At 62.8% G+C, this 20274-nt stretch carries 20 protein-coding genes; 14 read left to right on the top strand and 6 right to left on the bottom strand.

Translation table 11 applies throughout. The annotated features are described in order from the left end of the window. The first annotated feature begins 66 nt into the window (after positions 1-66). The gene (locus KFO72_RS28060; RefSeq protein WP_225033491.1) at positions 67-1032 is read left to right on the top strand and encodes a Tim44 domain-containing protein; all 966 of its coding nucleotides are present in this window, start codon (positions 67-69) and stop codon (positions 1030-1032) included. Positions 1033-1170: 138 nt separating this feature from the next. Further along, entirely contained in the window at positions 1171-1401 is a 231-nt protein-coding gene (locus tag KFO72_RS28055; RefSeq protein ID WP_225033500.1) for a hypothetical protein, read from the top strand. Here KFO72_RS28055 and cadR read toward each other — a convergent pair. Further along, positions 1370-1798: a Cd(II)/Pb(II)-responsive transcriptional regulator gene (gene cadR, locus KFO72_RS28050; protein ID WP_060604110.1), complete on the bottom strand. Its 429-nt coding sequence runs from the start codon at positions 1796-1798 to the stop codon at positions 1370-1372. The two genes, KFO72_RS28055 and cadR, sit on opposite strands and share 32 nt — an antisense overlap. A 78-nt stretch (positions 1799-1876) precedes the next feature. Between cadR and KFO72_RS28045 the strand changes: the two genes are divergently transcribed. Together KFO72_RS28045 and KFO72_RS42605 are read left to right on the top strand one after the other, a co-directional pair. Then, positions 1877-4174, top strand: coding sequence for a heavy metal translocating P-type ATPase (locus KFO72_RS28045; protein WP_225033490.1), 2298 nt, complete (start codon positions 1877-1879; stop codon positions 4172-4174). Positions 4175-4459: 285 nt separating this feature from the next. Beyond that, positions 4460-4543: a zinc-ribbon domain-containing protein gene (locus KFO72_RS42605; RefSeq protein ID WP_412101803.1), complete on the top strand. Its 84-nt coding sequence runs from the start codon at positions 4460-4462 to the stop codon at positions 4541-4543. Between the two features lie 139 nt (positions 4544-4682). Here KFO72_RS42605 and KFO72_RS28035 read toward each other — a convergent pair whose 3' ends face one another. From KFO72_RS28035 to KFO72_RS28025, 3 genes are all read right to left on the bottom strand, one after another. Next, the gene (locus tag KFO72_RS28035; RefSeq protein ID WP_225033489.1) at positions 4683-5984 is read right to left on the bottom strand and encodes an SUMF1/EgtB/PvdO family nonheme iron enzyme; all 1302 of its coding nucleotides are present in this window, start codon (positions 5982-5984) and stop codon (positions 4683-4685) included. 177 nt (positions 5985-6161) lie between these two features. Beyond that, the gene (gene fnr / locus KFO72_RS28030; RefSeq protein WP_225033488.1) at positions 6162-6953 is read right to left on the bottom strand and encodes a fumarate/nitrate reduction transcriptional regulator Fnr; all 792 of its coding nucleotides are present in this window, start codon (positions 6951-6953) and stop codon (positions 6162-6164) included. 143 nt (positions 6954-7096) lie between these two features. Continuing rightward, complete coding sequence (locus KFO72_RS28025; RefSeq protein ID WP_054932889.1) at positions 7097-7576, bottom strand: universal stress protein; 480 nt, start codon at positions 7574-7576, stop codon at positions 7097-7099. A gap of 311 nt (positions 7577-7887) precedes the next feature. Here KFO72_RS28025 and KFO72_RS28020 point away from each other — a divergent pair, with 311 nt between their 5' ends. Next, positions 7888-8577 (top strand): FadR/GntR family transcriptional regulator, encoded by a 690-nt coding sequence (locus KFO72_RS28020; RefSeq protein ID WP_036000061.1) that lies wholly within the window; start codon positions 7888-7890, stop codon positions 8575-8577. Positions 8578-8724: 147 nt separating this feature from the next. After that, positions 8725-10233 carry an MFS transporter gene (locus tag KFO72_RS28015; RefSeq protein ID WP_062916113.1) on the top strand — a complete coding sequence of 503 codons (1509 nt, stop codon included), beginning with the start codon at positions 8725-8727 and terminating at the stop codon, positions 10231-10233. 25 nt (positions 10234-10258) lie between these two features. Here KFO72_RS28015 and KFO72_RS28010 read toward each other — a convergent pair whose 3' ends face one another. After that, positions 10259-10846 carry an acyl-homoserine-lactone synthase gene (locus KFO72_RS28010; RefSeq protein ID WP_036000067.1) on the bottom strand — a complete coding sequence of 196 codons (588 nt, stop codon included), beginning with the start codon at positions 10844-10846 and terminating at the stop codon, positions 10259-10261. A gap of 142 nt (positions 10847-10988) precedes the next feature. Between KFO72_RS28010 and KFO72_RS28005 the strand changes: the two genes are divergently transcribed. Further along, positions 10989-11321 carry a helix-turn-helix transcriptional regulator gene (locus KFO72_RS28005; protein WP_007586630.1) on the top strand — a complete coding sequence of 111 codons (333 nt, stop codon included), beginning with the start codon at positions 10989-10991 and terminating at the stop codon, positions 11319-11321. Here KFO72_RS28005 and KFO72_RS28000 read toward each other — a convergent pair. Next, on the bottom strand, positions 11305-12009 hold the full coding sequence (locus tag KFO72_RS28000; protein WP_054932887.1) for a helix-turn-helix transcriptional regulator: 705 nt from the start codon (positions 12007-12009) through the stop codon (positions 11305-11307). The two genes, KFO72_RS28005 and KFO72_RS28000, sit on opposite strands and share 17 nt — an antisense overlap. A gap of 652 nt (positions 12010-12661) precedes the next feature. Between KFO72_RS28000 and KFO72_RS27995 the strand changes: the two genes are divergently transcribed. From KFO72_RS27995 to KFO72_RS27965, 7 genes are all read left to right on the top strand, one after another. Further along, on the top strand, positions 12662-12964 hold the full coding sequence (locus KFO72_RS27995) for a hypothetical protein (RefSeq protein WP_224099910.1): 303 nt from the start codon (positions 12662-12664) through the stop codon (positions 12962-12964). 75 nt (positions 12965-13039) lie between these two features. Next, positions 13040-14620, top strand: coding sequence for an aldehyde dehydrogenase (NADP(+)) (locus tag KFO72_RS27990; protein ID WP_225033487.1), 1581 nt, complete (start codon positions 13040-13042; stop codon positions 14618-14620). 110 nt (positions 14621-14730) lie between these two features. Continuing rightward, entirely contained in the window at positions 14731-15681 is a 951-nt protein-coding gene (locus KFO72_RS27985) for an SMP-30/gluconolactonase/LRE family protein (protein WP_224099912.1), read from the top strand. 250 nt (positions 15682-15931) lie between these two features. After that, a complete protein-coding gene (locus tag KFO72_RS27980; RefSeq protein ID WP_054932884.1) occupies positions 15932-17122 on the top strand; it encodes an extracellular solute-binding protein in 1191 nt (396 codons plus the stop codon). A gap of 166 nt (positions 17123-17288) precedes the next feature. Further along, positions 17289-18368, top strand: a complete 1080-nt coding sequence (locus KFO72_RS27975; protein WP_060606962.1) for an ABC transporter ATP-binding protein — start codon at positions 17289-17291, stop codon at positions 18366-18368. Continuing rightward, entirely contained in the window at positions 18365-19252 is an 888-nt protein-coding gene (locus KFO72_RS27970; RefSeq protein ID WP_036000081.1) for an ABC transporter permease, read from the top strand. The genes KFO72_RS27975 and KFO72_RS27970 overlap by 4 nt, the downstream gene beginning before the upstream one ends. Then, positions 19252-20157, top strand: a complete 906-nt coding sequence (locus KFO72_RS27965; RefSeq protein ID WP_054932882.1) for an ABC transporter permease — start codon at positions 19252-19254, stop codon at positions 20155-20157. Before KFO72_RS27970 ends, KFO72_RS27965 begins: the two co-directional genes overlap by 1 nt. The last annotated feature ends 117 nt before the right edge of the window (positions 20158-20274 follow it).

Genomic DNA, 20274 nt, shown 5'->3' with positions numbered 1-20274 from the left:
TTTTTCGCGCGACTATGAAGAGCGCGATCCGGGCAGCCCCCGGACTTACCAAAAAGGGGTTTTTTTATGTTCATGCAATTCGTCAATCACCTTCGACGCGCTGCCGGTACGGTAACGCGCGGGACGGCAGCGCTGGGTCTGGCGGGACTGCTGGCGCTCGGCGCCGTGGCGTCGAACGATGCAGAAGCGAAGCGGGTGGGCGGCGGTCAAAGCATCGGGCGCCAGTCGCAGTCGGCGTCGCCGTCCGGGCCGGCGCAACAGCGCCAGCAAGCCCAGCCCGCGCAACAGGCGACCCAGGCGCCTGCTGCCGCGGCGCGTAACCGCTGGATGGGCCCGCTCGCCGGCCTCGCCGCCGGCCTTGGCATTGCGGCGCTGCTGTCGTCGTTCGGGATGGCTGAAGGACTGGCGCAAATGCTGTCGAATGCGCTGCTCATCGGGCTGGTGGTTTTGGCCGGCGTGATGCTGTTCCGCTTCATTGCCAACCGGCGTCGTCCGGATCTGGCTTATGGACATGGCGCCGCGAACCGGCAGCAAACGAACGGCGCGCCATTTCTCAACCAGATGGGGCAAGCGCGGCCTGAAGCGACGCCCATGGGCTGGCCGCGCGCAGCGATGGGTTCGGCGGGCGCTGCAGGCGCTATGCAGGCACCGGGACTTGCGCTCGGGCCCGACCAGGCGGCCTTTCTGGTATCGGCAAAGACTCTGTTCATGCGTCTTCAAGGCGCATGGGACAGGAACGAGCAGGGGGACCTGTTCGAGTTGACGACGCCGGAAATGTTCAGGCAACTGAAGATGGATCTGGAAGCCCGGGGGCGCGAGCCGAGCGTGACGGAAGTCACGCAACTCGATGCCGAGGTGCTGGGCACGCAAAGCAACGCGGAGGAAACACTGGTCAGCGTTCGCTTTTACGGTCAGATGCGGGAGGACGACGCGCAGACGGCCCAGCCGTTCCAGGAGATCTGGAACATCGTCAGGAACGCACAGGGCGACCAGGCGTGGCGAGTGGCGGGCATCGAGCAGATGAACCACTAACCATGCGTAGTTGAACGGGCAGTCGGCTTGCTGCATGTCGGCGAGCCGACGTCGTTTTATTGTCAGCGGGGCAGCGACCGTTGGAGAGGGTAAGCAAAGCGCGCTGCGCGAACAGACTCAACGCATGAATTCGCCACCTTGATGCTCACCAAGGACGCGCCGGATCAGATCGAACTTGGCCGCGCTGAGATCGACACGCTGCTGCAGCGCCAGCTCATATCACTGGAAAACCTCGCTTCAGGACGCCCACGTCCTCATGTCACGCGCGATGGCGATTCCATGCTCAAGGCGGTTTCCCGGATCCGCCAGACAATCAAGCTTCCCGTGCTGCAAACCGTTACACATGACTGTGCGACGGGGCAGCGCTGACGACGTCCATCGTGCCGAGCTCTTGCATGATGCCGCAATCCTGGACGGCATTTTCGGCAGGACAACGCCCACGCAGGGCCAACAACTGACTTTTCAGAACGCCAAGTTCTTCGATACGGCGGACGACGTGTTCGATATGTTCGTCGATAAGGTCATTCACAGCCGTACAGTCCGCTTCTGGCGAGTCCCCAGCCTCTAGAAGTTTGCGGATCTCCTCGTGACTCATATCGAGCGCCCGACAGTTGCGGATGAATCGTAGCCGCTGAACGTGCGAGTCGTCATAGCTGCGGTAATTAGCATCTGTCCGCGCGGGGAGCGGAAGAAGACGCTCCTTCTCGTAAAACCGCACCGTATCGGTCGTGCAGCCCGCTAGCCGGGCGAGTTCGCTGATTTTCATCGAGATTCCTTTCAAACGCTTGACCTTGGAGTGGCTCCAAGGTGTTTACTGCACCATAAATCAAGCAAGGAATCCACCATGTCCGCTTCCAGTCTGTCTCGCTCCAAATCGCACGATGCGCCGGGACTTGCGCACGATCACCCGCGAGATCACGGCCACGCGCATGACGATCATGACCACGACCATGCCGACGACCGCAATCACGCCCATGGCGACGGTTGCTGCACGCCGGCCGCGGCGAGGTTCGAGATGATGGAGGCATCGACGGTGGTCGCGGACGGGGTTCGCACGCCAATCCGCATCCTGCAGATGGATTGTCCGACGGAGGAAGCACTGATCCGCAAGAAGCTGGCAGGCATGAAGTCGGTCACGAGCATGGAATTCAACCTGATGCAGCGGGTGTTGACGGTGGTCCATGCTCCAGATGCGCTCGATGCTGTGCTCGCCGCAGTCCGCTCATTGGGTTTCACGCCCGAGGTGACCGAGTCCGGCGCGAAGGCGCAGCCCGTCCCGGAAGTCCCCCAGAAGCCGTGGTGGCCGCTCGCGTTGTCCGCCATTGCGGCGATTGCGTCCGAAGCGGCCAGCTGGCTCGGACAGCCGCAATGGGTGACGGCCGCACTCGCCATCCTGGCGGTTGTCGCGTGTGGATTGACGACGTACCGCAAGGGCTGGGTCGCCATCCGTAACGGTAACCTGAACATCAACGCGCTGATGAGCATCGCGGTGACGGGCGCATTGATTCTGCGCCAGTGGCCAGAAGCCGCGATGGTGATGGTCCTGTTCACGATCGCCGAACTGATCGAGGCGAAATCTCTCGACCGTGCGCGCAACGCGATCCAGGGCCTGATGCGACTCGCCCCGGATAAGGCGACGGTACAACAGGCCGACGGGTCGTGGGTCGAAGTGGATGCGCAAGCCGTAGCTGTCGGCGCGACGGTGCGCGTGCGACCGGGTGAACGAATCGGACTCGACGGGGAAATCGTGTCCGGTCGCTCAACCATCAACCAGGCGCCGATCACGGGAGAAAGCCTGCCCGTCGAAAAAGCGGAAGGCGATCCGGTATTCGCCGGAACGATCAACGACTCGGGTTCGTTTGAGTATCGCGTCACGGCAACTGCAAGTAACACGACCCTTGCGCGGATCATTCATGCGGTGGAGGAGGCACAGGGTGCCAAGGCGCCCACGCAACGCTTCGTTGACCAGTTTGCGCGAGTCTACACACCTGTTGTTTTCGCGATCGCGCTCGCCATTGCCGTGGTGCCACCGCTCGTGATGGGCGGCGGCTGGCAGGAGTGGATCTATAAGGCGCTCGTGCTGCTCGTCATTGCCTGCCCGTGTGCGCTTGTCATTTCGACACCCGTTTCGATCGTCAGTGGTCTTGCCGCCGCTGCACGGCATGGGATTCTGATCAAGGGCGGCACCTACCTCGAACAGGGCCGGAAGCTCACGTGGCTGGCTCTCGACAAGACGGGCACCATCACGCACGGAAAGCCCGTCCAGACCGATTTCGAACTACGTGCCGAAGTCGATTCCCAACGTTGCCGCACGCTGGCCGTCAGCCTTGCAGGGCGCTCGGACCATCCGGTATCGCAGGCAATTGCCCGGACGCCCGACGCTCGAAGCCTGGTGCAACTGGCGGTCGAGGACTTCGCGGCGATTCCGGGGCGCGGCGTGCGCGGGGTCATCGACGGTGTGCAGTATTCGCTCGGCAACCACCGGCTGATCGAGGAACTGGGCCGCTGTTCGCCCGACCTGGAAGCCCGTCTCGACGTGCTGGAGCGGCAGGGCAAGACCGTCGTGATGCTGGTCGATGCCAATCGGGTCCTTGCGCTCTTTGCCGTCGCGGATACGGTCAAGGACAGCAGCAGGGCGGCGATCGCGGCGCTGCACGGATTGGGCGTTCGCACTGCGATGTTGACGGGTGACAATCCGCACACGGCGGACGCGATCGCGAAGCAGGTCGGTATCGATCGTGCCGAAGGCGACCAGTTGCCAGAAGACAAGCTGCGGGTGATCGAAGCGCTATCGGCGGATGGTGCGGTCGTGGGAATGGTCGGCGATGGCATTAACGACGCACCTGCGCTGGCACGTGCGGACATCGGTTTTGCGATGGGTGCCATGGGTACCGATACGGCAATCGAAACCGCAGACGTGGCGCTGATGGACGACGACCTGCGGAAGATTCCGGTGTTCATCCGTCTGTCGCGCGCGACCCGCACGATTCTCGTTCAGAACATCACGGTTGCCCTGGGGATCAAGGCAATCTTTCTCGGCTTGACTCTGGCTGGTCTGGGCACGATGTGGATGGCGGTCTTTGCCGACGTGGGCGCGAGTCTTCTCGTCGTAGGCAATGGGCTGCGGCTGCTGCGCAAATGAAGATCGTCGTGATCGCGTAACTATCCTGAAGAGGCAAACGATATGGGATTCTGGGAAAGGATGCTTGGCGGACATCATGGCAGTCAGGGCCAGGGCCACGGGAGTGGGCATGGCAGCGGACACGGTCACGGCAGCAGCCATGGTCATGGGTACGGCGGCCCTGTCGATCAAGGTTGGGGGCGCGGTCCTGCTCCGATGACATCGGCAAACGGTGTGGCATGCCCGCAATGCAAGGCGGTCAACGCGCAAGGCTCGCGCTTCTGCGGCTAGTGCGCGACGTCGTTGGTGCCCGTGTCATGCACGAAATGCAGCAGCGCCATTCCTGCAGGCGCGAAATTCTGCAGTCAATGCGGGAATTCCGTTGGGTAACGCGAACGTGCGGACATGCTCTTATCCGATATGGATTTTCGAGCATGTCCCCGGTCCGCACCTTTTGTGAACGACCAGTAAAGGATGGCGTGAGAAACCTGTTCCAGGCATCGAGGCCGCCTGGCTTGCAGTTGACGCTTTACTTGTCGGAAGCCGCCCTCACGCACCTGAACCCCGCATACACATGCTGATACCGCGGCTGAAACCAGTTGCGGAACGTCGGCCGGATCATGCATTGCGCGGTGCGTGCCGAACCGCCCTTCAGCACGTAGTGCTGTCCGTCGTAGAAATTGGCCGAGTAGCCGAGATAGAACGGAAACGCCTCGAAGCCCGGCAGCGCGTCGAATAACGACGACGTCCATTCCCACCCATTGCCGAACTGGCCTTCGACGCCAAACGCGCTGACGTTGTCGGGCGATGCATCGACGGCTTGCGGGTCCCAGCTGCGGAAATCGCAGTTGCCCGAAGCCGTGTTCGATGCGCCCAGCGCGGCGCGCTGCCATTGTGCTTCCGTGGGCAGTGCCTTGCCGGCCCATCGCGCGTAGGCGCTCGCTTCGGCATGGCTCACGTAGACGGGCCAGTCGGGCGGCAGCGCGATATCTTCGAACATCGTGCGCAAGGTCCACTGGCCATCAGCATGCTGCGACCACGTGACGGGATGCGCGACGCCCTCGGCTTCCTTCCACGCCCAGTCCTTATCGTTCCAGTAAGCGCGATGGCGATAGCCGCCTGCGTCGATGAACTCGCGGAATTGCGCGTTGGTCACCATGTAACGGTCGATCTCGAACGCGTCGACCTGCACGCGCTGCTCGCCGAACTCGTTATCCCAGCCGAAGCGGCCATCTTCCTTCTTCATGCCGAGCACGGCTTCGCCCGCTGGCACGCGCACCATCGGCGGCGCCTGGACGTTGCGCTCATATTGCGCGGTCGAGGTGGCGCCCGGCGGCGCGGCTTTCATCTCCAGCGGCAACTGATGCAGCATGTACGCGAGCGTTTCCGCGTGCATCAGACGGTGTTCGATGGCGACATGCATCAGTTGCTCGGGCGAGCCCGTCGCCATGCCGCCGCGGCCGAACTCGCAGGTCGCCAGACGGCTGTCGATCTGCGCGCGCGCCTTGTTCGCGTAGTCGCGCACGACGTCGATCGAAGGCCAATCGGAAGGTTGATCGGTTGGAAAGCCGCCGTCGACGGGATCGATGCCGAACGCGAACAACCTGTCGAGTTCCGGCGCGAACGCGGGCAGCGGGCACAGGCGTTCGTCGAAGAGATTACGGTCGAAGGCTTCGAGATGGCCGATGTAGAACACGATCCGGTGGCGTTCGCGGATCGGCCGGTCATAGAGGTATTCGGGTTCGACAACCGAGAACAGGGCGTCGGTCACGCGGCGCGCGTCGATGAGACGTTCGGCCAGCGGGTGGTGCGGTGCGGGATCGCGGTTCATTCGCCGGGTCTCCTCGTGGGGACAGCAAGCATCTTTGCACGAGACGAGTGCGGGGTACCGAAGACCCGACTCTCGCCGAGAAGGATAATCTTGGACTGTACCGCAGGCGCAGGAGACGTGCCAGGCGGATGCGCGCCGGCGTCGTGCGAGACGAAGCCGCGCGGCGGGCCTGGCGGATCAGGCGTTAGACGAGGCGCCGACCTGGCGCAAGCCTTCCGGATCGACGATGTGGATCAGGCGGCCTTGTGCGTCGATCAGTCCGCGCTTTTGAAATCTTGACAGGGTGCGGCTCACCGTTTCGAGCGTCATGCCGAGGTAGCTGCCCATATCCTCGCGCGTCATCCGCAGATTGAATTCCGCCGATGAATAACCGCGATGGGCGTTGCGCTCGGAGATATCGAGCAGGAAGGCAGCGACACGCTCGTCGGCGCTCAGCGAACCGAGCACCATCATCTGCGCGGCCTCGCGCACGATCTGCTCGCCCATCAGTTTGTGCAGCCGCTCCTGCATCGAGCCGATCTCGCGGCACAGATGCTTGAGCGCCGCGTAAGGAATGATGCACACGGAGCTGTCTTCGAGCGCGACGGCGCTGCATGCGTGCTGGTCGCTACTGATGCCGTCGAGGCCGAGCGCTTCACCTGCGATCCTCAAGCCCGTAACCTGTTCGCGGCCGTCGCGATGCGCCATCACCGTCTTCAGCGATCCCGAGCGCACGGCGTAGAGGCTGTCGAACGAATCGCCCGCGCGATAGAGCGCCTCGCCGCGACGCACCGGGCGCGCCGAGCAGATCAGCGCTTCGAGCTGCGGCATTTCATTGGCGGACACGCCTTGCGGCATGCACAGATGCCGCATCGCGCACGATGAACAGCGAGCCGTGCTGCGCACGGCGCGCTGCGCGGGGGAGGCGGGGCCGCGGCGGACAGTGCGGGCAGGGGCGACAGCGGCGGTAACTGCGATGGGATTGAGCATGGGACCAACCGGCGTTAAAAGGTTGACAAGCAGGGTGACAACCGATTGTCCCACTCGATGCGCGCGCAACCAGGCGGCAAAATGACGCGCCGCAAGCAATCGCGTTGTTGAGCGGCGTCAGGCTTCGCTGTCGCGCGCAACGCTCAGGCCTTGGGTTCTTCCTCAGCTTCGCCGCCGCCCGCAGCGGACGGAATCAGCAGCACGGGCAATGTCGATTGACGCACGCAACGCTCGGCCACGCTGCCCAGAATCAGCCGCTGCACGCCGCGCCGGCCATGGGTGCCCATGATGATCAGGTCTGCGTTGAAATCGGCGGCGGCGCGCAGCACGAGCGTCGGCACGTCGTCGAGCGACGAAGCCTCGCCCACCGCGATATCGCCCGATACCCCTTGCGCGCGCATCGCCGCCGACAGTTCCGCCGTCAGTTCCTTGCCCTGCTCGACGAGACGGTTGCGCAGGATGGACGGATCGTAGCCGGGCGCGTCGAAGTACATCGGCGTGTTTTCGACCGCATAGAACGCGCGCAGCGTCGCGCCCAGTTTGCTCGCCAGATTCAGGGCGCTGTCGAACGCGCGGCGTGACGTGTTGCTGCCGTCGACGGCAACGAGGATGCGTGTGTACATGAAGCCTCCGTGTCGTGGAGAGCGTCGCGCCGCCGTGTTCGGCCGGCGCGAGCCGCCTGTGAAAGCCGTATGAATGGGTCCAGATTGCGGTAGCAGCATAAATCATCGACGAAAAAGGGGCGTTTTGGTCAGCGCGAACCCAGATGTCAATCAAGGATTTGTCAAATTTTGCCGTCCGACGCGAGGTCCGTCATACTGGCGGCGTGCGCGCCACCACACGTCTTCTGCCTGGCGTGAGGCGTTATTTCAGGCGGTAGCGCGCGTTATTTGCCTTACAATTCCAGTCTATTCTGACAAGCCGTTTCTCGACGATGAACGAGCGCAAATCGACCGGTCTGCCGGACAAGATCTACGGCGACATCCTGAACCGCATTCTCGAAGGCGAATACAAGGAAGGCGAACGCCTGCCCACCGAGCATGCGCTTGCGGAACGCTTCGAGACGTCGCGGCCGACGGTGCGCGAGGCGCTCGCGCGGCTGCGCGCCGACGGCATCATCGTGACGCGGCACGGGTCGGGCACGACGGTGGCGCGCCGTCCGGACCCCGACGTGCGCCGTTTCGCGCCGCTGGAGACGCTCTCCGACATTCGACGCTGCTACGACTTTCGCATCGTGACGGAGTCGGGCGCCGCGGAACTGGCCGCGCAAATGGCCGAAGCCGACGACATCGCCGCGATCCAGCACGCATGGGATGAACTGGAGCGCGTGATCGAAACGCAGGGCATCGGCGCGAAGGACGACTTCGCGTTTCACCTCGCGGTTGCGCGGGCGTCGAAGAACCAGTTTTTCATCACGATGATGTCGTTCATCGAAGAGCAGATTGTTTTCAGCATGAATCTGTCGCGGAATCTGTCGCTGGTGAAGACGCTCGAACGCCAGCGGCTCGTGCAGGCCGAGCACCTGGCTGTGCTCGACGCGATCCGCAGCAAGGACGCGGCCGCAGCCGGTCAGGCGATGCGCCTGCATCTCGAGCATGCACGCGACCGGATGTTCGGCTCCTGACGCTTTCGCCTTGCTTGCCGGGCCGTCGCGCTGTGCTAGCGGCCCGGTTCCCTCTTCCCCTGATCTGAAAATGCGGCGCGCACTGCGCCGCACCGCAAAGAAGTGAATCCTTCCCGTCCCCTGGTTTTTCGCGACGCACTGCTGGCCATGCTTGGCATCGGTCTCGTCAACATGCTGGTCGCGCTCGATCAGACGGTGGTCAGCACGGCATTGCCGTCGATCGTCGTCGAACTGCACGGTTTCGAGTATTACGCGTGGATTGCGAGCGCCTATTTGCTTGCATCCGTGGTCACGGTGCCCGTGTTCGGGCGTCTCGGCGACTATTTCGGCCGCAAGTATTTCGTGATCACGGCCGTGATCGTCTTCACGGTGGCGTCGGCGCTCTGCGGACTCGCTTCCAGCATGCCGTTTCTGGTGTTCGCGCGGGGCCTGCAGGGCGTGGGCGGCGGGATGATGGTCGGCACGGCATTCGCGTCGATCCCCGACCTCTTTCCCGACCCGCGCACCCGCGTGCGCTGGCAGGTAGTGCTGGCGGCCGCGTACGGAATCGGCACGGCGGCGGGGCCGTCGCTGGGCGGCTGGCTCAGCGAGCAATTCGGCTGGCGCTCTACATTCCTCGTCAATCTGCCCGTCGGCGCGCTCGCGTTGTATTTCATCTGGGCGCATTTGCCGTACTACCGCCGCGAGCGCACGGGCGACGTGCGGATCGACTGGGCGGGCGCCGCGCTCGTCGCGCTGGTGCTGGGCGGGCTTCAGACCTTCATTGAGGCCGTGCCGAAGGACGGCCTGACCACGGGCAACCTGATACTCGCGGCGCTGGTCGTAGTGGGCGCGGCAGCGCTGCTGGCCTGCGAACGCCGCGCGACGCACCCGATCGTGCCGCTCGACCTCTTCAGGGACCCGCAGCTCGTGACACTTTTCACGCTGTCGGTACTGTCGGGTTTCGTGATGTTCTCGCTGATCTTCTTCGCGCCGCTGCTGCTGCAAGGCGGCTTCGGGCTGTCGCCGCAGCAGGCCGGCCTGCTCGCGACGCCGATTGCGGCCTGCATCGCCCTCGGCAGCATGATCAACACGCGCATCGTGATTCACATGAAGCGCCCGACGGCGATCCTGACGATCGGCTTCAGCCTGCTCGTGGCTGCGTCGGTGGGGATCGCGCTCGCCACGCCCGCGACGCCGCATCTCTATCTCGAACTGTCGATGGCGGCCGTCGGCATCGGTCTCGGTTTCATTCTCAACAATCTGAACGTGTTCGGCCAGGAGATTGCCGGCCGCGAGCGCTTCGGCATCACGACGGCGCTGCTGCAATCGACGCGCATGGTGGGCGGCATGCTCGGCACCAGCATCGTCGCGACGATCGTGAACCGGCGCTATGCATCGGGCGTGGAAGAGTCGCTGCGCGTGCTCGGCGAGACCGTCGCGTCGGCGTGGCGGCCGAAGCTCGCCGATCCGCGCATTCTCGTCGACGAAAACCTGCGCGACTCGCTGCTGATCGAGCTGAAACGCGCCGGCCTCGAAGGACCGGCGCTGTTCGACGCCGCCCGTCACGTGCTGGTGCAGTCGATCCACATCGGCGTCGTGCTGACGGGCTGCGCCGCGCTGGCCGCGGCGTTGCTCGTGCGCCGGATCGCGCACATCACGTTCCGGCGCAGCTAGTCTCCGCTGAGGCTCGAACTCAAACTCAAGCCGCCACGGGCATCGGCTTGCAGACGGCGGCGCGAATCGCGTCGACGGTGATGTCGAGCGCGATCGTGCGTTCGACGCCGATCCGCACGGGCGGCCCCAAGCGCGTCACCTCGATGCCCGTACGCCGCAGCAGCCGTTCGATCGCCGTCGTCGTGACGGTCACATAGCGCGTAATACTCATCCGGTCCGCGAAAGTGACCAGTTCGTGGATCGCGTGCATCGTCAGATCTGCAAAGCCAAACGTTTGCTCGCCATCCGTTTCGATAGCAAAGCGGCTCAGTTCCCATATATGCCGTCCGACTGGCGCGTCGTGACCGTCGAGCAACTGCGGGAAAGTGTCTTTCAGCATGTTCGGGCCCTCCGTCGGCATCAGCCGCCAGCAGCCGCGCACCGCGCGGTCGGCGTCCTGGATGAGCATGTAGTACGGCCCGAGCGCGTCGTAGCCGTCGATCTCCATGCCGGCGATGGTCGGAACGTCCCATCCCATGCGGTCCCGGAAGACGCGGGCGCGCAGCCGGTACATCTCGTTGATGTGGTTGTTGTCGAACTCTTGCCGTGTGCCAATCCGAATCGCCGTATGCATGGTGTGCTCCTTACGTTGGTCGCGGTACGCAGGAAACCGTATGCATTTCGGATAAAAAAAACACCTATTCACCTGGATAGGTGTTCAGTCCGTCTGATGATTACAAAATTGAGATGAGGGCCAAACACAGGGAAAAACCATCATGGAACTTCAGAATCACTGGCAAGCGGGCGTTCACGCAAACGTTCAACCGACCGTGCAGAGCCGCGGCGCGGATACTTCGACAGGTGTGGACCGCGTGCTGATCATCGCGTACCGCAAGAAAAAGAAAGAGAGCCAACGTCAATTCTGGGCGCGTTTCGGCGTAACCCAGTCGCGCGGCAGCCGCTTCGAATCGGGCGCTGAAATTCCGGCACCCGTCTCGATCCTGCTGGGCCTCTACTTCACGAAGACGGTCACGGACGGCGATCTGGGCAGGGCGGAAAAGGTGCTCCACAACCCGGAAGCGCGTGAGCTCATCAACCTGGATCAATAAGGCCGAGTTGCGTTGCAATCACGGCCGCCGCGCGCCGTGAGTTCACACCGAATTTCGTGCGAATGTTCTTAAGGTGGAAATTCACCACTGCTTCCGAGCAATTAAGAATGTGCGAAATTTCCCAAGTGGACTTACCGCGTGCGGTCCATTTCAGGCATTCCTGTTCCCGCGGCGTGAGCTTCGGCACTAACGCCTGCGTGTGAGCATTCAGATGAGGCTGGCTCGTGTCGATGACGAGATCGCGCAACAGCACGAGGTTGGGCAGGACGACGTCGAGATGACGCCAGAAGTCGTCGGTCGGATTACGGTCGTTGACGAAGCAGATCAGGCCCGATTCCTGTCTCGGCCCGTGGATAGGCAGGCTTACACCGGCGCGCAAGCCGTGCGCGCGCGCCTCCTCATACATGGCTTGCGCCGGATTCGATTCGAACAGATCCGGCGACCAGATCAGCGGTGACGACTTCGTCATGCAATGCGCGACCGTCGGGTCGATGTGCGCGAACCCCTGGTCGTTGTAGAACTGCCGCCAGGACGGTGAGTACGTGCTGCGGATGAACGCGTCTTCCAGCCGCATGCCCGGCCGCGGAAGAATGCCGACCAGCACGCGGTCGAAGCCCCAGCCCTCTGCCAGCCGGGCGACCTCGCGGAACCAGCTGACATCGTTCTCCGCTTCCAGCAACGGCGACATCTGTTCAATAAAATGTTGCGGCAAAGTGCTATCTCTCGAGGTTCGCAGCGGAGGGGGCTATGGCCATGCCGATGCTGCGGTTACTCATGGTCTTGTTTCGCATTAATCTATCACTATATTCGCCAGCTAATACGAATTAACGTTAGAGAATTTCTCACCTGTTTCATTTATGGTTCAGAAATCAGGTGTCGCGCCGGGTGACATTTAATCTAGTTGACGCAATTCTCCAGCAAATGCCGCAAATCCGCTCCTGCCGTGCCTCACGGCCATCTGAATAAACTTTTATTCCGTAGGGTTTTACACGGCTTTGAATCGGTACTAAATACGGTTCTTATCTTGAAAAGCGGAAGAGATTACAAAACGTTTGATTCAAACCAGTCCGATACTCCGCCTGTTGTCATACGAGCATTTTTGAAAGCCCAATCTGCGCTGCAGCACGCCGCGCCTGTATTCATATGAAGAAATCAGATCCATGCACGCAGCATTACGTAGACTAGCGATCAAAGTTGTTTGACAACATTGGCGTGGCGATGCTAACTTGCCCCGGTGATCGTCGCTCGCGAGCCGCCCATGGGCGTTTCGCCGATCGTACGTCGATACGCTCGCAGGGCGCGTGAATCGCGGCACATCCGTTGCTGTGCAATAGGCGATCGTGCGCGACGATCCTTCGCGCGACGACTGCCTGAGCCGGCCACTGAAAAGCGTGGATCGGGAAAAGGTGATATCAGAAGTGGGCGGTTTCCTTGCGCTCGTACCGCTCGAAACCTTGCGCGACGACATTTCGCTGAGGCGCGTGCTGCACGGCGTGCTCACCTTGTCGAAGCTCGCGGACAGAGGGCGGCAGCTGCCGCCGTTGCGTTCGACGCCGCCTGAACATCATGCGAAGATCGAAGTCGCGACGCTGGCTTTGCTCGACGTCGAGCGCCGTCTCGCGGAATCGTCCGCCCATTCTTGACGTCGCACTATTTGGATTTCCGGCCGCGCGACGCGACATGCGTTCCTGCCGCGCAGCCACCCACAGGAGCAGGACATGCAAATTACCGGAGACATGCTGATCGGCGGGTCCGAGGTGCGCGGCACCAAAGGCACGCTGCGCGCGTTCGACCCGGCGCGCAACATGGAAATCGAACCCGAGTTCGGTGCGGGCGGCGCAGTCGAGGTGGATCGCGCGTGCACGCTGGCCGCGCTCGCGTTCGACTCGTACCGTCAGACGTCGCTCGAAATTCGCGCGCATTTTCTCGAGACGATCGCCGAAAACATCCTCGGGCTTGGCGACACGTTGATCGAGCGCGCGCAGGCCGAATCCGCGTTGCCCAAGGCGCGGCTCGAAGGCGAACGGGCGCGTACCGTCGGGCAGCTCAAGCTGTTCGCATCGCTGGTGCGCGAAGGCCGCTGGCTCACCGCTACGCTCGATTCCGCTCAGCCGGATCGCAAGCCGCTGCCACGTCCCGACTTGCGTTTGCAGAAGATTCCCGTCGGTCCTGTCGGCGTGTTCGGAGCAAGTAATTTTCCACTCGCCTTTTCCGTAGCGGGCGGCGATACGGCATCCGCGCTTGCGGCGGGTTGTCCGGTTGTCGTGAAGGCGCACCCGGCGCACCTCGGAACGTCTGAACTGGTTGGCCGCGCCCTTCAGAAAGCAGTCGCCGATTGCGGCCTGCACGAAGGCGTGTTCTCGCTGGTGGTCGGCGCGGGTAATGAAATCGGCGAAGCGCTGGTCCAGCATCCGGCAATCAAGTCGGTCGGCTTCACGGGTTCGCGCGCCGGCGGCCTTGCGCTCGTGAATCTCGCGCAGAAACGCCGCGAGCCGATTCCCGTGTTTGCCGAAATGAGCAGCATCAACCCGTTCTTCGTGCTGCCCGGCGCGCTTGCAAAGCGCGCAGAGCAGATTGCCGCAGGCTTTATCGAATCGGTCACGCTCGGCGTCGGACAGTTCTGCACGAATCCTGGTCTCGTGCTGCTTCTGGACGGACCGAACAAGCAGATCTTTATCGACGCTGCTGCAAAGGCGCTCGCGCAAAAGAGCGCGCAGACGATGCTCACGCCGGGCATCGCCAGCGCGTATCAGGGCGGCATTACGCATCGCACCGAGCAACGCGGCGTGCAGAGCATTGCGCGCGGCACGTCCTCGGATGCGACCTGCGCCGCGCTGCCCGCGCTGTTCCAGACTTCGGCGATGCAGTTCCTGACATCCGCGGAACTCGAAGACGAGATCTTTGGGCCGACTTCGCTGATCGTCACGTGCGCCGACATCGAAGAAATGGTGAAGGTGGCCGAATATCTCGAAGGCCAGCTCACGGCAACGCTGCAGATCGAGCCCGAAGACCATGACATCGCGCGGCGCCTGTTGCCCACGCTGGAGCGCAAGGCCGGGCGCATTCTGGCGAACGGCTTCCCTACGGGCGTCGAAGTGTCATACGCGATGGTGCATGGCGGCCCGTTCCCGGCCACGTCCGATCCGCGCGCGACCTCGGTCGGCGCGATGGCGATCGAGCGCTTCCTGCGTCCTGTCTGCTACCAGGACCTGCCCGCTGACTTGCTGCCGCAATCGCTGCAGGACGACAATCCGCTGAAGCTCTGGCGTCTGCGCGACGGCAAGCCGGCGCAGGCTTGAGTTGAACCGCGACAGAGTTTCAAGCGGCATCGTTACCAATAACCAGTAACCACCACGAACGCCGGGCGTCGATCGAATGATTCGACGCCCGGCGTTGCTCTGACAGCGCCATGACCGAAATCAGCCACCCGAACCAGCGCCGCTATCCCGATCCCTCCATTCGCAGTTTCGACCCTCGCTTCGATGCATTACGCCTCGCCTCGGCTTCCGTCGAATGTCTTTATCAGGGCGCGCGCTGGTCCGAGGGACCCGTGTGGTTCGGCGATGGCCGCTACGTGTTGTGGAGCGACATTCCTAACGACCGCATCCTGCGCTGGGACGAGGAGACGGGCGCTGTGACGCCGTTTCGCCGGCCATCGAACAACGCGAACGGCAATACGCGCGACCGCGAAGGGCGGCTCGTCACCTGCGAGCATCTGACGCGACGCGTCACACGCACCGAATACGACGGGTCGATCACCGTAATCGCCGACCGGTATCAGGGCAAGCGCTTCAATTCGCCGAACGACGTCGTCGTGAAGTCGGACGGCTCGGTCTGGTTTACCGATCCATCGTTCGGCATCGACAGCTTCTATGAAGGCGAGAAGCAGGAACCGGAGCTGCCGCAAAATGTGTATCGCGTGGATGGGCAGACGGGCGAAGTGACGATGGTCTGCGACGAAGTGATCGGCCCGAACGGCCTCGCGTTTTCGCCGGATGAGTCCGTGCTGTATATCGTCGAGTCGCGTTCCACGCCGCGCACGATCCGCGCGTTCGATGTGGTCGGCGAAGGGCGGACGCTTGCCAACAACCGCGTGCTGATCGACGCGCAGCAAGGCACGCCGGACGGTTTTCGAATCGATATTCACGGCAACCTGTGGTGCGGCTGGGGCATGGGCACCGACGAACTCGACGGCGTGCGCGTGTTTTCGCCACAAGGCGAAGCGCTCGGGCATATTGCGTTGCCGGAGCGCTGCGCGAACGTGTGCTTTGGCGGCAGGCATCGCAACCGCCTGTTCATGGCCGCGAGTCACGGTCTGTATTCGCTGTATGTGAATACGCAAGGCTTGCGCGGCGGCTGAAGTTGCCTAACAAGTCGCCTCTTGGCGTTCTCCCTATGCCGACCGGACGAATCGGAAAAACTCGCTGAAATCCTTACCATAAAAGGACTTGAAGAATTTGAAAGGTCATCGCGCGATGAACGTGTCAGGCTAAAATTTGCTTGACATCATGCGTGCCCGTTCGTTATGTTTCACCCACTAGCAGCCCGTAACACGTCAGCGCCGCGCATCCCGTCGGCGGACGTTCCATATAAAGAGGCGAGGAGACGAAATGGCTTTTTCTGGCAAGGTGTCAGCGAAGTTGCCACTGAAGGTGGCCGCACTGTGCGTAGCCGTCGGCGCAGCAGTGGGAGGGTTCACGCAATCGGCGCGAGCGGCGGACGCCGTCACGATCAACATCGTCGACGTCGCGGGCGATCTCCAGCTGACGCAAAAGGGCTTTGAAGCCTTCAAGGCCAAGTACCCCAATCTCGTTTCCAACATCACCTATACGAACGCGCCCGCGCCGCAGTTGCCCGGCAAGATCAAGGCGATGCAGGCGGCCGGCCGCTCCGACATCGATCTCGTCCTGACGGGCACCGACGCGCTTGCCGCCGGTATCGAGCAGAACCTGTGGGTCAAGCTGCTGCCGGAGAACAATGCGGCATTTCCCGGCGTGCTCGACAAGTACGCGCCCGGTCCGCGCAAGATGCAGGATCTCGCGCAGGGCTTCGGTCTCGAAGTCGCCTATATGCCGGCGGGCCCGCTGATCGAATACAACCCGGCCAAAGTCAGCGACCCGCCGAAGACGCCGGATCAACTCCTGCAATGGTGCAAGGCGCATCCGAACAAGCTGATCTACGCGCGTCCGGCCAATTCCGGTCCGGGCCGCACGTTCCTGATGGGTCTGCCGTACGTGCTGGGCGACAAAGATCCGAAAGACCCCGTCAACGGCTGGGATAAGACCTGGGCGTTTCTCAAGCAGTTGAACGACTGCATTCCTTACTACCCGGGCGGCACGTCGGCGGTGATGAAAGAACTGGGCGAAGGCACGCGCGACATGACTGTCACGGTGACGGGCTGGGACATCAACCCGCGCGCGCTCGGCATCGTGCCGGCCGAATTCAAGGTGCAGGCGTTCGACAACATGACATGGGTCAACGACGCGCACTTCATGGTGATTCCCAAAGGCGTGCCGAAAGAGAAGCTCGACGTGCTCTACAAGCTCATGAACTTCATGCTGGAGCCCGCGCAGCAAGCCTTGACGTATGACGACGGCTATTTCTATCCTGGTCCGGCCATCAAGGGCTTGACGGAAGCGCAAGCGCCCGAGCACAGCCAGGACGTGCTGAAGAAGTTCGGCCGTCCGGAGTACGCGAAACTGCTGGCCGACCGTCCGCACGTTCAGCCGCTGAGCGCGGCAGCGATGGTCGCAGCGTTCCAGAAGTGGGACCGCGAAGTGGGCGCACAAAAGACCAAGTAAGTTCAAACCAACGCGTACCCATCACCGCGCAAAGCGGAGCAGCGAATGCCGCGCAGGGCGTGCATGACGCCTTGCGCGGCATCGCCGATCGTGATGACGCGTCCATGGGGAGTCGTGCCGTTGGGCGCGCTTCTGGCGTGTCACGCAACATCGTAGGGAAGCGATCATGAAGCATCACTTTGAACAGTTGCGCCTCGAGTCCGTCAGCCGGAGTTTCGTGAATGCCGAAGGGCAAGCGGTTTCGGCGCTGCAGGGTCTCGATCTGAATATCCGTCGCGGTGAATTCATCGCGTTGCTCGGGCCTTCGGGCTGCGGCAAGTCGACGGCGCTCAACTGTATCGCGGGCTTGCAGCCGCTGTCGGGCGGCGGCATCTGGCTCGACGACAAACGCATCGACGTGCTGCCGCCCGAGAAGCGCGGCTTCGGCATGGTGTTTCAGAACTACGCGCTGTTTCCGCATATGTCGGTGCTGGACAACGTCGGCTTCGGCCTGAAGATGCGCGGCATCGCGAAGGCGGAAACGGTGAAGCGCGCGCGAGAAGCACTGCAACTCGTGCAGCTGGTCGGGCATGAGAAGAAGTTGCCGGGGCAGTTGTCGGGCGGTCAGCAGCAGCGTGTCGCGATTGCGCGGGCCATTGTGATCGAGCCGCCGCTCATTCTGATGGACGAGCCGTTGTCGAATCTCGACACGAAACTGCGCATCGAAATGCGCGCGGAGATCCGCCGCATTCATAGCCAGCTGGATCGCGCGACCATCTACGTGACGCACGACCAGGACGAAGCGCTGTCGATGGCCGACCGCATCGTCGTGATGAAAGAGGGCGTTGTGCAGCAGGTCGGCACGCCGAAGGAAGTCTACGGGCGGCCGAAGAATCTGCATGTCGCGCGTTTCATGGGCTATCGCAATGTGTTGCCGTTCACACTAGAAGGCACGCAGGGCGAAGGCGTCGCCGTCGAAGCGAACGGTGTGCGGCTGATCGGCACGGCGATGGACGGCTTCAACAGCAAGCGTGTTGCCGTCGCGATGCGTCCCGAGGACATGGAGCGCGCCGCCCCCGGCTCCGAAAATGCGTTCGACGCGCAGGTCACGACGGTCGAATACGGCGGGCGCGATTCGCTGATTCGTGTGAACAGCGCGTTCGGCGAATTGTGGGCGCGCGTCGCGGGCGAATTCGCTGAAGGCGAGCGCGTCACGCTGCGTGTGCCTCCGTCGCGCACGCTGGTGTACGACGGAGAGCCGTCATGAGCACGCTGACGCCCGCCGCCGCCGCGACACCCGTCGCGCAGCGCGATGGCAAGGCGTGGCTCGTGTCGCCCGCCTTGCTGTTTATCCTCGCGCTGTTCGTCTACCCGTTCGTCTACGGCCTCGCGCTGTCCTTCAGTCCGATGGAAGGCGGCGGCATGTGGGCGAACTACGCGAAGTTCTTCAGCGACACGTCGATGTGGCCGACCATCATCGTCACGCTGAAGCTCGCGGTGCCTGCCACGTTGATCAACGTCGGCATATCGGTGCCTGTCGCGTTCGCGCTGCGCCGCCCGTCGCCGTATCAGAAGTTCGTGACGACGCTGCTGGTGATTCCCATCACGCTCGGCACCGTGCTGATCGCGGACGGCATGCTCACTTACTTCGGCCCGAACGGCTGGTTTCCGCAAGCGCTGCAAGGGCTGCACCTCTATACCGACGAAGTGCGCCTCACGCACAACTTCTGGGGCGTGCTGATCTCGCTGGTCGTGTCGGGTTTTCCGTTCGCGTTTCTTTTGACGCTGTCGTATGTGACGGGTATCGATCCGACGCTCGCGAGCGCCGCTGCGACGCTTGGCGCCAACCCATGGCAGCAGTTCCGGCAGATCTATCTGCCGCTGCTCGTGCCGGGGCTGACGATGGCGGCGTGCCTGTCGTTCGTGCAGGCGTTTTCGGTGTTTCCATCGGCTGTGCTGCTCGGCGCGCCTGCGGGGCCGACGCGCGTGATGTCGATTGCCGCCGCAGAGGCCGCGTTCGAGAGCTACGACTATTCGCTTGCGTCCGCAATTGCGATCGTGATGGGTTTCGTGCAGCTGGTGATCGTCGCCGCGATGCTCGGCGCGCGCCGCTTCTTCTACAGTGGACCGGCGACGGGAGGTAAGGGCTGATGGCAACCGATCGTCAAGTCGCGCATCCGTGGCCCGCTGCGCCGCAAGGGCAGACGGTGAAATCGATGAAACCGCATGTCAGTTTGCGTGACCGCGTATACAAGGCGCTCGTCTGGGGCGCGATGATTTTCTTCCTGCTGAACATCGTGCTGCTGATCGCCACCGTGGCGGTCAATTCAATCGCGACACGCTGGTTCGGCACGCTGCTGCCGCAGGGCTTCACGCTGCACTGGTATGCGCAGGCGTGGAGCGACTTCCAGCTTGCGGCAGTGCTGTGGGTAACGGTCGAAGTGGTCGGCGCGGTGGTGCTGCTGTCCATTCTGCTCGGCGTGCCCGCCGCCTATGCGCTCGCGCGCGTGCAGTTTCGCGGCAAGCGTTTCGCGATGCTCGTGTTTCTCCTGCCGTTGATGGTGCCGCCTGTCACATACGGCATTCCGATGGCGACCGTGATGTACAAGATCGGGCTGGCGGGGACGCTGTCCGGCGTGATACTCGCGAACCTGGTGCCCGCGCTGCCGTTCGTCATTCTCGTGATGACGCCGTTCATCGAGCAGATCGATCCGAATCTGGAGTCGGCGGCACGGATCTTCGGCGCGAACACGTTCCGCTACTTCCGCTATATCCTGCTGCCCTTGCTGGTGCCCGGCATGCTTGCCGCTGGTTTGCTGGTGCTGGTGCGTACCATCGGCATGTTCGAGCTGACGTTCTTTACGGCGGGGCCGGCGACGCAAACGCTGGTCGTCGCGTTGTACTACGCTGTATTTTCAACAGGCGTGCGCGCGCCGCAGTCGATCGACGCGATGGCGATGATCTACATGGCGATCACGCTGATCTGGGTATTGATTGCGCTGCAGTTCGTCAGCCCGACGCAGATCGTGTCGCGGGTGAAGGAGCAGCGCCCGTAGGAGTCGAAGTGTCGAACGATCACACGAAAAAACGCAAGTCCCCCGACGAACTGCGCAGCCACCGCTGGTATGGCGTGAACGATCTGCGCTCGTTCGGCCATCGCTCGCGCACGGCGC

The sequence above is a fragment of the Paraburkholderia sp. XV genome (genome assembly GCF_020177535.1).
Classification (GTDB): Bacteria; Pseudomonadota; Gammaproteobacteria; order Burkholderiales; family Burkholderiaceae; genus Paraburkholderia; species Paraburkholderia caribensis.
Note: the sequence above shows the minus strand (reverse complement) of the source record. Positions and strands in the feature narration are given on the sequence as shown.